This is a genomic window from Nocardia sp. CDC519 (genome assembly GCF_059509835.1).
Map to the genome: position 1 here is coordinate 1055271 of NZ_CM183377.1, position 11210 is coordinate 1066480.

13 protein-coding genes and 2 tRNA genes are annotated in these 11210 nt (G+C 67.2%); 5 read left to right on the forward strand and 10 right to left on the reverse strand.

Annotation, left to right across the window (positions count from 1 at the left end):
* Positions 1 to 100: 100 nt before the first annotated feature.
* Positions 101 to 520, forward strand: a complete 420-nt coding sequence (locus AC5W7N_RS04655; RefSeq protein ID WP_178128301.1) for a PH domain-containing protein — start codon at positions 101 to 103, stop codon at positions 518 to 520.
* A gap of 67 nt (positions 521 to 587) precedes the next feature.
* Here the strand turns inward: AC5W7N_RS04655 and AC5W7N_RS04660 are convergent, their stop codons facing one another.
* Positions 588 to 1460 carry a rhomboid family intramembrane serine protease gene (locus AC5W7N_RS04660; RefSeq protein ID WP_194990004.1) on the reverse strand — a complete coding sequence of 291 codons (873 nt, stop codon included), beginning with the start codon at positions 1458 to 1460 and terminating at the stop codon, positions 588 to 590.
* 130 nt (positions 1461 to 1590) lie between these two features.
* On the opposite strand from AC5W7N_RS04660, the gene AC5W7N_RS04665 reads away from it, so the two are divergent.
* Positions 1591 to 1803, forward strand: coding sequence for a hypothetical protein (locus AC5W7N_RS04665; protein ID WP_194990005.1), 213 nt, complete (start codon positions 1591 to 1593; stop codon positions 1801 to 1803).
* 3 nt (positions 1804 to 1806) lie between these two features.
* On the opposite strand, the gene AC5W7N_RS04670 is transcribed toward AC5W7N_RS04665, so the two are convergent.
* From AC5W7N_RS04670 to AC5W7N_RS04680, 3 genes are all read right to left on the reverse strand, one after another.
* Positions 1807 to 2667, reverse strand: coding sequence for an ABC transporter permease (locus tag AC5W7N_RS04670; protein ID WP_163816575.1), 861 nt, complete (start codon positions 2665 to 2667; stop codon positions 1807 to 1809).
* On the reverse strand, positions 2664 to 3674 hold the full coding sequence (locus AC5W7N_RS04675; protein ID WP_163816573.1) for an ATP-binding cassette domain-containing protein: 1011 nt from the start codon (positions 3672 to 3674) through the stop codon (positions 2664 to 2666). The genes AC5W7N_RS04670 and AC5W7N_RS04675 overlap by 4 nt, the downstream gene beginning before the upstream one ends.
* A gap of 930 nt (positions 3675 to 4604) precedes the next feature.
* The gene (locus AC5W7N_RS04680) at positions 4605 to 5525 is read right to left on the reverse strand and encodes an acyl-CoA dehydrogenase family protein (RefSeq protein WP_495923329.1); all 921 of its coding nucleotides are present in this window, start codon (positions 5523 to 5525) and stop codon (positions 4605 to 4607) included.
* A 125-nt stretch (positions 5526 to 5650) separates the two neighbouring features.
* On the opposite strand from AC5W7N_RS04680, the gene AC5W7N_RS04685 reads away from it, so the two are divergent.
* A complete protein-coding gene (locus AC5W7N_RS04685; protein WP_195020354.1) occupies positions 5651 to 6559 on the forward strand; it encodes an oxygenase MpaB family protein in 909 nt (302 codons plus the stop codon).
* A gap of 4 nt (positions 6560 to 6563) precedes the next feature.
* Here the strand turns inward: AC5W7N_RS04685 and AC5W7N_RS04690 are convergent, their stop codons facing one another.
* Entirely contained in the window at positions 6564 to 7100 is a 537-nt protein-coding gene (locus tag AC5W7N_RS04690; RefSeq protein ID WP_194990008.1) for a pyridoxamine 5'-phosphate oxidase family protein, read from the reverse strand.
* An 82-nt stretch (positions 7101 to 7182) separates the two neighbouring features.
* Here AC5W7N_RS04690 and AC5W7N_RS04695 point away from each other — a divergent pair, with 82 nt between their 5' ends.
* On the forward strand, positions 7183 to 7605 hold the full coding sequence (locus AC5W7N_RS04695; RefSeq protein WP_163816564.1) for a winged helix-turn-helix transcriptional regulator: 423 nt from the start codon (positions 7183 to 7185) through the stop codon (positions 7603 to 7605).
* A 59-nt stretch (positions 7606 to 7664) separates the two neighbouring features.
* The gene (locus AC5W7N_RS04700) at positions 7665 to 8660 is read left to right on the forward strand and encodes a DUF1444 domain-containing protein (RefSeq protein WP_194990009.1); all 996 of its coding nucleotides are present in this window, start codon (positions 7665 to 7667) and stop codon (positions 8658 to 8660) included.
* 7 nt (positions 8661 to 8667) lie between these two features.
* Here AC5W7N_RS04700 and AC5W7N_RS04705 read toward each other — a convergent pair whose 3' ends face one another.
* The 5 genes from AC5W7N_RS04705 to AC5W7N_RS04725 form a co-directional block, all read right to left on the reverse strand.
* On the reverse strand, positions 8668 to 9201 hold the full coding sequence (locus AC5W7N_RS04705; RefSeq protein ID WP_228806202.1) for a hypothetical protein: 534 nt from the start codon (positions 9199 to 9201) through the stop codon (positions 8668 to 8670).
* 396 nt (positions 9202 to 9597) lie between these two features.
* Positions 9598 to 9670, reverse strand: a tRNA-Ala gene (locus AC5W7N_RS04710).
* 18 nt (positions 9671 to 9688) lie between these two features.
* Positions 9689 to 9796, reverse strand: coding sequence for a DLW-39 family protein (locus tag AC5W7N_RS04715; RefSeq protein ID WP_014348311.1), 108 nt, complete (start codon positions 9794 to 9796; stop codon positions 9689 to 9691).
* A 29-nt stretch (positions 9797 to 9825) separates the two neighbouring features.
* Positions 9826 to 9899, reverse strand: a tRNA-Ile gene (locus tag AC5W7N_RS04720).
* Between the two features lie 197 nt (positions 9900 to 10096).
* The gene (locus AC5W7N_RS04725; protein ID WP_163813339.1) at positions 10097 to 11182 is read right to left on the reverse strand and encodes a DUF3566 domain-containing protein; all 1086 of its coding nucleotides are present in this window, start codon (positions 11180 to 11182) and stop codon (positions 10097 to 10099) included.
* Between the last annotated feature and the right edge of the window lie 28 nt (positions 11183 to 11210).

Consider the following 11210-nt stretch of genomic DNA (forward strand, 5'->3'; position numbering starts at 1 on the left):
CCGTATTACAGACGTGTCATTCATGCACACCTGTGGATGAACCTGTGGACAACTCGAGGAAATCGTGAATCCTGAGTCGCGCCTTTCGTGGACCACACCGATGTCCGCGCTGGTCGCGGCGAGCGCGGGCGGCGTCATCCTGGCGGTGGTCGCGGTGCTGAACAACGATCCACCGGGCCGGTTGCTCATCGGCCTTGCCGCCGTGCTGCTGCTGGGGCTGGCCGGTCTCGGGTTCCGGCAGCGCCCCCGGCTCTCGGTGATTCCCGGCGCGGATCCACGCTTGGTGGTGCGTTCGCTGACCGGCCCCACCGAATATCGCCCCGACCAGATCCTGCGTGCGCGCATCGTCTACTACCGCCGTCTCGGGCGCCGCACGCCGATGCTGGAGATCGAGCTCATCCACAATGACGCCGAGCGGCTGCTCATCTTCGGGCGCTGGGACCTGGGCACCCACCCCGAAGACGTCTACGACGTCCTGGTCGAGCAGCTGCGGCTGAGCGGGGACATCACCCGGCCCTGAGCAGGATGCGCAGCCTCGCGCTTCGCGGTCGGTGTTTCGCGTGAAACATTCCCGCCCGTGCGTGCACTCAGGGCAGCAGTGACGCTGCCGCCGTCCCGAGGACGGCCAGCGAGATCACCGCGACCGCAGCGACCGCGGACCAGCCGATGATCTGCGCGCTGCGCGTCGACCCGGCCTTCAACCAGGCGGGCAGGAACAAGATGCCGAGGGTGGCCACTGTGCCCGCCGCGAGCCCGCCGAGATGGCCGAACAGTGAGATGCCCGGCAGCGAGAAGCTGATGAACACGTTGATGCCGATCAGGATGAACATGCTGTTGGCGTTCTGCCGCAGCCGGATCAAGATCACCGTGATGGCCCCGAACAGGCCGTAGACCGCGCCGGACGCGCCCGCCGTGAGGCTGTCCTGGGAGAACATCATGACCGCGGCCGAACCGCCGAGCAGCGAGACCAGATACACCGCGAGGTAGCGCGTCCGGCCGAGCACCAGCTCGATATCGCGGCCGACCACATACAGCGCGAACATATTGAGCAGCAGGTGAATCGGCCCATAGTGCAGGAAACCGGAGCCGATCACCCGGAACCAATCGCCATCGGCCACCGCAGGCGGGTACATCACCCAGCGCAGGAACAGCTGCGAGCCGTTGTAGTTGTCGATCAGGCTGCGTGATTGCGCGGCGGTAATGGCGAATACCGCGACGTTGATCGCGATCAACGCGTACGTGACATATGGGATCCGCACTCGCGGTGCGGCGGCCGTCGACACCGTGCGCACCTGCGGGGCGCCGCGGTTGTCCGCGCGCAGGCAATCCACACAGTGCTGGCCGACCGAGGCCGGACGCAGGCATTCCGGGCAGGCGGGGCGACCGCACCGGGTGCAGGCCAGGCCGGTCACCCGATCCGGGTGCCGGACACACGTCGTCGCGGGAGGTTGGGGGTTCATCTGCTCATTCGAATCGTGCCGGCGGCGCCGACGCGGTCATGGTCACCCGACCATCGTGCCATGACGTCCCGGGCAGCGCGCTGACCTGGGGCTCGGTGCGCGAGCCCGGGGTCTGTGTCAGAGTTGACCCATGAGCTCGAGGTCCCCGCACCTGTCTTCGCGTTCCCGTAATCGGCTTCTGACCGCCGCCGCCGTCGCGGCCGCGGGCGGTGCCGCCTGGCTGGCCCGGGCCAAGCGCCCGCAGCCGCCGGAGCCGGCCCCCGCCCCGCCGCGCATCGGCTACTCCCGAAACGGTTCCGCGCCGACCCCCGAGACGGGTGCCGGCGCGGATGCGCAGAGCTGAGCCTCAGCGGCTGACGCTGCGCTTGTACCGCCACAGGGTGAGCGGGACGAAGACCGCCAAGATCACCACAACCCAGATCAGGGTCGTCGCGACCGGATGCTGCATCGGCCAGGTATCCGGCGGCGGCTGTACCGGCGAGGTGTTGCCGAACAACTCGCGAATCGCCTGCGTGACGGCCGAGACCGGGTTCCATTCGGCGAATACGCGCAGCACCGTCGGCAGTTCCTCGATCGGCACGAAGGTGTTGGCCAGGAAGGTGAGCGGGAAGATCACCATGAAGCTGGCATTGTTGAACACCTCCGGTGCCCGCACGATCAGACCGACGAAGGCCATGATCCAGGAGATCGCGTAGGCGAACAGCAGCAGCAGCACATAGGCCAGCACCGCGTCCACCAGTGAACCCCGGATCCGCCAGCCGACGATCAGGCCGGTCAGCGACATGACCACCAGGCTCACCACATTGATGACGACATCGCTGATGGTGCGCCCGATGAGCACCGCGACCGGCTCCATCGGCAGCGACCGGAACCGGTCGATGATGCCCTTCTGCATATCCTCCACCAGGCTCAGCCCGGTGAAGGTCGCGCCGAACACGCAGGTCTGGGCGAAGATGCCGGCGATGAGGAATTCGCGGTAGCCACCCTCCAATCCGGGCACCTTGATCGCCGTGCCGAAGATGTAGGCGAACAGCAGCACGAACATGATCGGCGAGAGCGTGCTGAAGATGAGCACATCGGGCACGCGCTTGATCTTGATGACGTTGCGCTTGGTGATGGTGATGGTGTCGGAGACGACGGTCGAGAGCCGCTCACCGAGACCAGGGCCGTGATCGGGCACGACCGGCGTGGTGCTGACCGCGGTCATCGAGTCTTTCCTTCCGTAGCTTCCAGCGCGCCGAGGCCCTCGGCCGCGTCGTCGGCGTTGATCAGTTCCTCGGCCTCATGTCCGGTGAGGGTGAGGAAGACGTCGTCGAGCGATGGGCGCCGCAGGCCGACGTCGTGGATTTTCACGCTGTGGTCGTTGAGCTTGCCGACGGCCTCGACCAGGGCCTGCGAGCCGTTGCTGACCGGCACGATGATGCGCCGCAGGCCCGGCTCCAGGTGAATCTCGCCGTCGGCCAGACCCGCCAGCGCCTGCTGCGCGATGGCCAGGTTGTCCACATGGTCGACGGTCAGCTCGATGCGGTCACCGCCGACCATCGTCTTCAGCTCATCGGCGGTGCCCTTGGCGATGACCTTGCCGCGATCGATCACCGCGATGGAATCGGCGAGCCGATCGGCCTCCTCCATGTACTGGGTGGTGAGCAGCAAGGTGGTGCCGCCGGCCACGAGTTCCTCGATCACATCCCACAGATCCAGCCGGGCTCTCGGGTCCAGGCCGGTGGTCGGCTCGTCGAGGAACAGCACCGGCGGCGCGGCGACCAGCGCACCCGCCAGGTCAAGGCGCCTTCGCATACCGCCGGAGTAGCCCTTGACCGGGCGATCGGCGGCGTCGCTGAGCCGGAATCGGTCGAGCAGTTCGCGCGCGCGTTCTTTACTGCGCTGGACGCCCATGTGGTACAGGCGTCCGACCATTTCGAGGTTCTCGAAGCCGGTGAGGTACTCGTCGACCGCCGCGTACTGGCCCGACGCGCCGATCCGGCGGCGCAGTGCCCGCGGATCACGCAGCACATCGATGCCCGCGACGGTGGCGCGGCCGCCGTCGGGGATCAACAGCGTCGTCAGGACGCGGACGGTGGTGGTTTTCCCGGCGCCGTTCGGGCCGAGCAGGGCGGTGACGGTGCCCTCGGGCACGGTCAGGTCGAGCCCGTCGAGGGCGACCTGCGGGCCGTATCGCTTGACGAGACCCTCGGCGACTATTGCGTCACCCATGATTCTCCTGAAGTTCGTAGAGCTCGATGACATGCGGTGTCGGTGGCCGGCTTCCTCGGCGACCTGCTGATATGACGGCCCCGGGTGCCGAAATTAATCGCGAGGGCCGGCAACCGGATCGATCGCACCATTCGGACGATCGACCAGACCTGGTGTGAGTATTGCGCGTCGGGTGACCGATTTCATCCGATTTGCCGGGCCGCCCGGTTACCGGTGGGCAACGAAAGAAGGCCGCACCGCGATCCGGGCGGTGCTCGGGGGTACCGGATCGGGGTGCGACCGATTCGATGATCCCGCCGACGGGGGCGAGCGGTCGCGCGTACCGGACTACTCGAATCCCGGCGGGCCGGTACTCGTTCGGGCGCGGGGACGGCCCGCGTCCGGGTAACCGGAGGCGGAAATACACCGGCGACGGCAGCGTTCGCGAGGCGAGGTCGTCCACGCGAGGGATGCTGCCACGGGGGTACGACACATTTCTGATATCGCGTCGGCTACCGCACAATGGCCGGCACCGCCGACGACGACACGCGGCCGGCGATAGCACCCCGGCAGACGCTACAGCGACCGGTCGGCATGTTTACCGATCGCGCCTGAACTCCTGGACAACCGCGTATACAGCCCGGTAAACGGGTGCGGGCCTGCGCTTTTGGCAACCATGGAGCCATCGGCGGGCCGACCGGGGATCGAGCCGGGTGTCCGATTCACCAACCTCGGGCCCCGAACCCTGTGAATTACCCCGAAAAAACTTCGAAACCGACTGTCCTCATACACACAAAAACGTGGATCTTCGCGTAGGATCGTTCTCGTCGGCCCCTCCCCCCCGGGCCGACCTTACGCGGGCCTCGGCTAACTCCCCCCCTTCGCCGAGGCCCGCTCTCATGTCCGGACGAGGTTCCGCCGGAACCGATTGGCGGAACCTCGTTTCCGGCACTAACTAGCGGGGCCGTGCACCGATTGCCAGGCCGCGGTCAATCGCAGGCCCCGCACCTTCCCGGCAACCCGGAGCAACGGCAGATCGCGCTCCCATCGGCGGGCGTCCTCCGGCTCGGCGGCCGCCCAGATCGGCGCCGTCATCGTTGGTAGTTCGTCGAAGCGGGCGAGCACCCCGCCCAGCGCGATATGGACACCGGGCGAACTCGCCGGCGCCCGCCCGAGATCACGCAAGATCGCCGCGTCGGCCAGCAATTGCTCCAGCAACGATCGCGCCACCGCACCCTTGCGCCCCATCCTGATCAGCCAGCCCAGCGCTGCCGCGAGCACGTGAATGTCCTCGATGGTGCGGAACGGTTTCAGATAGTCGGTGTAGCCGTCGCCGGGCAGCAGCCGCCCTCGGGCAGCGGTGAATGTGACCGTCGCATGCGGTATTTCCGGGATGAACGGGGTTTCGGGAAGCGCGGACCGCACCACGGACGGCTGCTCGGCATCGACGAGCACGGCAGCCAATCGGTTGCGGCCGCCGGCATCGGTGCCCGCACTGGCGATCACCACCAGACGGTCAGCGGGTTCGCCGAGGGTGGCGAAGGTCTTGGTCCCGTCGACCAGCCCGTGCCCGGCCCGCTCGGTGACGGTGGTCCGGATCGCCGCCGGATGCCCGCCGCCCTGCTCGGTCGCGCACAGCGACACCAGATCCTCCGGGGACAGCTGCGGCAGCAAGGCTCGCAATGCCGCTTGATACCCGGACAGGAACGCGTATCCGAGTCGATCAGCGCCGAACCCGCAAGCCAGTGCCGCATCGACGGGGGTCTCGAACCGCGCGGCGGTGTCCCGGTGCCGCTGCCAGGCCTGCGACACATCGGTGAGCGCCGCGACCTCCGCTGGCGCGATGAGCAGGTAATCGAGTACAGAATCCACCCCTGCACGCTAGCGGTGTGCCGCCGGCTCGGCGTCCGGCCAAGGAAACACGCACTGCGATCGTGAGAGAGTTAGAGTATTATTTTCTCACGCTCGCTCACTGTCGCCGATCAAGGGAGATCGCAATGACCGCGTCCGTAGAGGCCGAATCTCGCACCACCCACCTGCCCGAACCACGCCCCATCGGCCCGGGAACCCGGATGTGGGACGAAGTCGGTCTGGTCACATTCTCGCTCACCGCTGGTTCCGCCTTCCTGCTACAGACGATGGAGCCGACGATCTCCGCGGTCGTAGATGAACACTCCACCTTCCGCACCGACCCGATCGGCCGCGCCGTACGCAGCCTGTCCGCGGTGATGACCTGGACCTACGGCGGCCCGGAAGCGCTGGCCGAAACCGCCCGGCTGCGCGCCATGCACGCATCGCTGAACACCACCGACGCCGCGGGCGTCAAGCATCGTGCATTGTCCAGTGGGCCGTGGGCCTGGGTCTTGCACACCGGCACCTTCGCCTTCAGTGAGAACGCAAAGTACTTTTCCAAGCGTCCACTCACCCCGGCGGAAAAGGAGCAGTACTACGCCGAGACCTTGCAGCTCATGCGTAACTTCTCGGTGCCGCCGAAGGAAGTGCCCGCCACCTACGCCGACTTCGAGAAGTTCTTCGCCGACACCGTCGAGAACCATCTGGTCGCCACCCAGACCGCGCACGATTATCTGCGGGTGATCCGCTCGGTCGGCGCTCCGAAGGGCCTGCCCAAGGTGCTCGTGCCGGTGTGGAAGCGGGCGGCTGCCCCGATCGGCGCGCTGCAATACTTCGTCACCGTCGGTACCACGCCCGAGTCCGCCCGCCGCAAGCTCGGCCTGACCTGGTCGGAATCCGACGAACGCAAGCTGCGCGCCATCGGCTGGGTGATCGCCAGGCTCGTGCCACTGCTGCCGGAACGGTTGCGCTACTTCCCCATTGCCTATGAGGCCCGCAAGCTGGAGCGGGATCGCGCCCGCTTGCAGACCGTCATCGCCAAGCGCCCGATCTGAGCTCTCACCGGGATACCGGGGCGGGCCCGGCCGTTACGTCGGCCGGCGCCTGCCAGATCCGGCTGCGCAGATCCCGGCCGCGGATGACCTGGATCCGCCACGGCTCCAGCCGCATGATGTGCAGGGTCGGATCGTCGGGTGCGCTCCAGAATTGCCCGAGCTGATATCCGGCGCCGCGCGGGCTGGTGCGTGCGTACATCCGCCAGATCCGATCCCTGGTCCGCGGGTCGTGCACACCGTTGGCCGGATCGTCGATCCACTGCGCCGTCGCATCGACGGCGACCGAATTATTGCTGCCCTGAGCCCAATACGAGAAGTTCACGTGCGGGTTGCGGGCGATGTGGGCGGACTTGATCGGCGTCCGGTAGGTCGCCAGCCATCCGAGCGGCGTGCCGTCGACGTTCTCCCATACCGGGATCAGCACCCTGGTGCGCGGACGGTTCTTGCTGTCCACGGTCACCATCGTCGCGTACACGATGCGCCCCACATAGGCATCGAATTCGGATTCGATCTCCGCGAACGACCCCACTTTGCCTGCCATCACGCCACCTCCACCTCGGTTCCCGAAGTACCTGTCGGTTACTTCTTGTAACTGAGAGCATCATCGGTCACTATTTGATTCCATGGAAGACGGCACTTCTGAGTCACTCGGTTACTGCGCGGATACCGACGACTACACCGCGAAACAATGGGACACCCGCGAAGACTGCGATGTGCGCCAGATCCTGGACCGCATCGCCGACAAATGGTCATTGCTGACGATCGCACTGCTGGCCGGTCGCACCATGCGCTTCACCGAATTGCGGCGCGAGATCGACGGGGTGAGCCAGCGGATGCTCACCCGCACGCTGCGGCATCTGGAACGCGACGGGTTGGTGCGGCGCACGGTGTATCCGGTGGTTCCGCCTCGGGTGGAGTACCAGCTCACCCCGCTCGGCGGGAGCCTGCACGAAACTATTCAGGCGCTGGTCACCTGGACCGAAACACATCAGCGCGAGATCGCGGCGGCGCGCACCGCCTACGACGGCAGGGCCGAAATCGCTTGATACCCGGCGGTTGTCGCCAACGCCAGGAAGTGTCGTAGGCGACCGTTACCGTGTGCGACGTGACCGACTTCGAGGTTCCTCAGAACTGGGCCGAGGCCCGTCCCCTGCTGCGGCCGGTGCTCCGGCCCGTGACCTACCGCAGCACCGTGCCCGCGTCCGATCAGCCGCTCGGGCGCACCGTGCTGCCGTTCGTGGACGAGCTGGTGGCCGTCGACCTGCCCGATCGGCGCACCATCGTCAATGACGATCATCGAGCGGCGTGGAATGTGTCGGCCGATGAGGTCTTCGCGGCCGCGTTGGCGAATCTGTCCACGATGGCCCAGCTGCCGGACCTGGAGGCCGGTTCCGTGCTGCGTTTCGCCGACGACGGCGACGGCTACTTCACGTCCTGGCTGCTGGTTCCGGGCTGGTTGGCGGGCTTCCGGGCCGGCTACGGCCGCCGCCCCGTGGCGTTCCTGCCGGATGCGGACACGTTGATCGTGGCGCCGGATGATCCGGAGATGATCGGTTCGCTGTTCGAGATGGTCGAGGAGCAGTACGGCGAGTCCGAGCGTCCGCTCAGTCCGCAGGCCTACACCGTCGATGACGACGGCCGGGTGGTGCCCTTCGATCAGGCAGGCCCGCATGAGCAGCTGCCTGCCGCGCAGCGGGCCCGCTGTGGCCTCGCCGTCACCGAGTATGCCGCGCAGACCGAGTGGTTGAACGAAATCCTCGAAGAGGACTTCGATTTCGAGTCGCTGGACGCCGAGCTCGCCGACTCCTCCAGCGCCTATGTCGCCTCGCTGATGTACTACGACCCGGGCGACGGCCCGCGCACCATCACCGCATGGGGTGAGGGTGTGGATTATCTGTTGCCGGACGCCGATCTCGTCGTCTTCTGCGATACCGACGACAACGGTGAGGAACGCACGTTGTTCGACGCGCCGTTCGCCCGCGTGGTCGAGATCCTCGGCCTGACGCCGGTGCCGGGCCTCGCGCCCACCCGCTACGAGATCAGGAGCTGGCCCGAGCCGGAGCAGCTGCGCCGGATCGAGCAGGCCGCCGCGCTCGGCTGAGCAGCGTTCACCGTTCCCGGCGTCGTGGGAACCGGATGTTCAGCGGCGCCGGGTCACGCACCTGGGTGCGTTCGGCGGGCGCCACCAGGATCGCCGCCAGCCCGAGGACGGGTAGCAGTGCCGCCGCGAGAACGCTGAATGTGTAACTCACGCCGCCCATCTCGGCCGGTTTGTGGAGCAGGTGGTAGATCAGGTGCGGTACTCCGAACACCACCCACCCGAGCCCGGCGACCCGCGCCAGCAAGCTGTCCCCGTAATACAGTGCCGCGCCGGTGACGGCCGCCAAGGCGAGGAAGAACGCCCCAACGTCCGCGGCCAGGTGATGGTTGTACGGCCCGTCGGCGGATATCCACCGCATCCCGAATCCGGGAAAGCTGGTGTACCAGGACCGCGGCGCCACCACCGCCCACGCCCCGACCACCAGCCCCTGAATCGCGAGTATCCACAGGGCGATTCGCAGAATCAGCCACCGCCGCCGATTGATCTCGAACCGCATCCGAACCCGCAGCCCGTCCCCATCCCCCCGTATCGAGATCCGCATCGGCCCCTCCATCCACACCCGTGCCCTCGGCGAGTGCAGTAAACGTAAGCCCCTAGCAGTGCGCTGACAAGACAGGCGCAGCTGGGAAGATTCACGAACTCCCACCCGTCAGGCTGTGCGGTGATCGCAGCCCACCGGCTACGACAATCGACACGCAGCCACCGCGCAATCGCCAGCCCGCCGGGCCAGCACCTTTATGGCGGGCCAACCTGAGAGGGGGTCCGGGGGCAAAGCCCCCGAGGCAAACCCTGGTGCGTAGACAACCCGAGCTGGGCAAGCGCTAGTGGGGGTCCGGGGGCGAAGCCCTCCGGGCGGGGTTTGGGGGCTGCGCCCCCAAACCAACACGCGAAACGAGCCCCGGCCCACGCTCTCCGTGGGCATGGGTGAGGAAGCGAGTGGAGCCTAGGGGAATCGAACCCCTAACCCCTGCCTTGCAAAGGCAGTGCTCTGCCAATTGAGCTAAGGCCCCGGGTGGCTGCCCGAGCTGTCAGCGGGTGGTGACCTCGTGCCACAGGTCGGCGTCGTTGCGCTGGCGCAGTTTGGTTATTCCGATGAGAACCGCGACCACGACACCGAGTGTGAGGAGAATTTTCATGGTTCCCACCCTACTGTGATGTTCGGGAGTGGGCCTAGGAGGACTTGAACCTCCGACCTCTTCGTTATCAGCGAAGCGCTCTAACCGCCTGAGCTATAGGCCCGTGTGTTCGTTGTTGTGTTCAGCCGGGTACTGCACCGAACGCAACGACCGAGAACAGAGATTACCCGACGCGCCGACTACGACCAAAACGCCTGGTAGATGGGCTGCGGACGAGGGTGGGCCGAGCTTGCCCCGGCAACGATAACGGCCGGCACCGCGCCCGGCGGAGGGCGTCGGTACCGGCCGTCGGGTGGGGTTCTAGTCCGGGTCGGCCAGGGTCACCTGGATGCCGCCGACCAGATCGCAGCACTGGTTGTAGATGAACGTTCCGACGGTGGCCAGCGCGGTGAACAGCACCACGTTGATCAGCCCGATGACGCCGGCGTAGCCGAACACCGTGCCCGCATCGATCAGGCCGGTGGACGCGCCGCTGTCCTGCGACACCATTTCGGTGAAGGTGTCGTTGAGCCGCTCCCACACGCCCATGCCCTCGAGCACGATGTAGAGCAGCCCGACGGCGAGCATCCACACGAAGAACAGCGCCACGCTGATCACCAGGGTGATCTTCAGCGTCGACCAGGGGTCGATGCGACGGATCTGGACCGTGGCGCGCAACGGCTCACCGGCGACCGCCTGGGCGACCGCGACCGGCACCGCGGGCGAGACCGGGGTGGGGCCCGGCTTGGGCGCGGTGGGGTTCTCCGGGGGCAGCGGATGCCGGATCTCGGACAGATCCGGCATGTCCTTGGTGAGTTCGGGGCGGGAGATGCTGCGGGTCGGCCCGTCGAGGCCCACCGACTTCACCATCGCCGCTTCCTTGCGGGCCGCCTTGGCCGCGAGATCGGCCGTGGTCCTGGCATTGCCGACGCCCCCGCCGAGACCGCCACCACCACCGAGGCCGCCGCCTCCGGCGGGCGCCTGCCTTCCGGCCACCGGCGAATGCCCGGGCCGGGGCAGGTTGGACTGCGGCTCCCGCTGCGGCAGCGCCGACCAGCCGTCCTGGTACCGCGACTGACCGCCGCCGTTGCCGCTCGGCGCACCCGAATCGCCCTGCGGCGCTTGACCGGAACCGTTCATCCGGACGGTCTGATCGGAGGCGCTACCGCCCTCCTTCGGCGCCGATTCAGCGCTGTCGGAGCCGAAATCGCCCTGCTTGTCGTCATTTTCGCGCGACGGTGCGGCGGGCCCGGCGCCGGCCTGCGGATTCGCGCCCGCCGGACCGCCATTGGACGGTTCGGACTCCGGTCGTTGGATCGGCCGGGGCGGAATCGGTGACGGTGCGACCCGTTCGGTCACGCCGTTCGTCTGCTGCCGCTCGTCATTCGGCTGATTCGGAGTGGTCAATGCAATCCTCAGATCCGTTCGTTGCCGC

Excerpts from the sequence above, each read along its gene's own strand:
- AC5W7N_RS04655 (WP_178128301.1), top strand. The coding sequence starts at position 101 with ATGTCCGCGCTGGTCGCGGCGAGCGCGGGCGGCGTCATCCTGGCGGTG.
- AC5W7N_RS04660 (WP_194990004.1), bottom strand. The coding sequence starts at position 1,460 with ATGAACCCCCAACCTCCCGCGACGACGTGTGTCCGGCACCCGGATCGG.
- AC5W7N_RS04665 (WP_194990005.1), top strand. The coding sequence starts at position 1,591 with ATGAGCTCGAGGTCCCCGCACCTGTCTTCGCGTTCCCGTAATCGGCTT.
- AC5W7N_RS04670 (WP_163816575.1), bottom strand. The coding sequence starts at position 2,667 with ATGACCGCGGTCAGCACCACGCCGGTCGTGCCCGATCACGGCCCTGGT.
- AC5W7N_RS04675 (WP_163816573.1), bottom strand. The coding sequence starts at position 3,674 with ATGGGTGACGCAATAGTCGCCGAGGGTCTCGTCAAGCGATACGGCCCG.
- AC5W7N_RS04685 (WP_195020354.1), top strand. The coding sequence starts at position 5,651 with ATGACCGCGTCCGTAGAGGCCGAATCTCGCACCACCCACCTGCCCGAA.
- AC5W7N_RS04690 (WP_194990008.1), bottom strand. The coding sequence starts at position 7,100 with ATGGCAGGCAAAGTGGGGTCGTTCGCGGAGATCGAATCCGAATTCGAT.
- AC5W7N_RS04695 (WP_163816564.1), top strand. The coding sequence starts at position 7,183 with ATGGAAGACGGCACTTCTGAGTCACTCGGTTACTGCGCGGATACCGAC.
- AC5W7N_RS04705 (WP_228806202.1), bottom strand. The coding sequence starts at position 9,201 with ATGCGGATCTCGATACGGGGGGATGGGGACGGGCTGCGGGTTCGGATG.
- AC5W7N_RS04715 (WP_014348311.1), bottom strand. The coding sequence starts at position 9,796 with ATGAAAATTCTCCTCACACTCGGTGTCGTGGTCGCGGTTCTCATCGGA.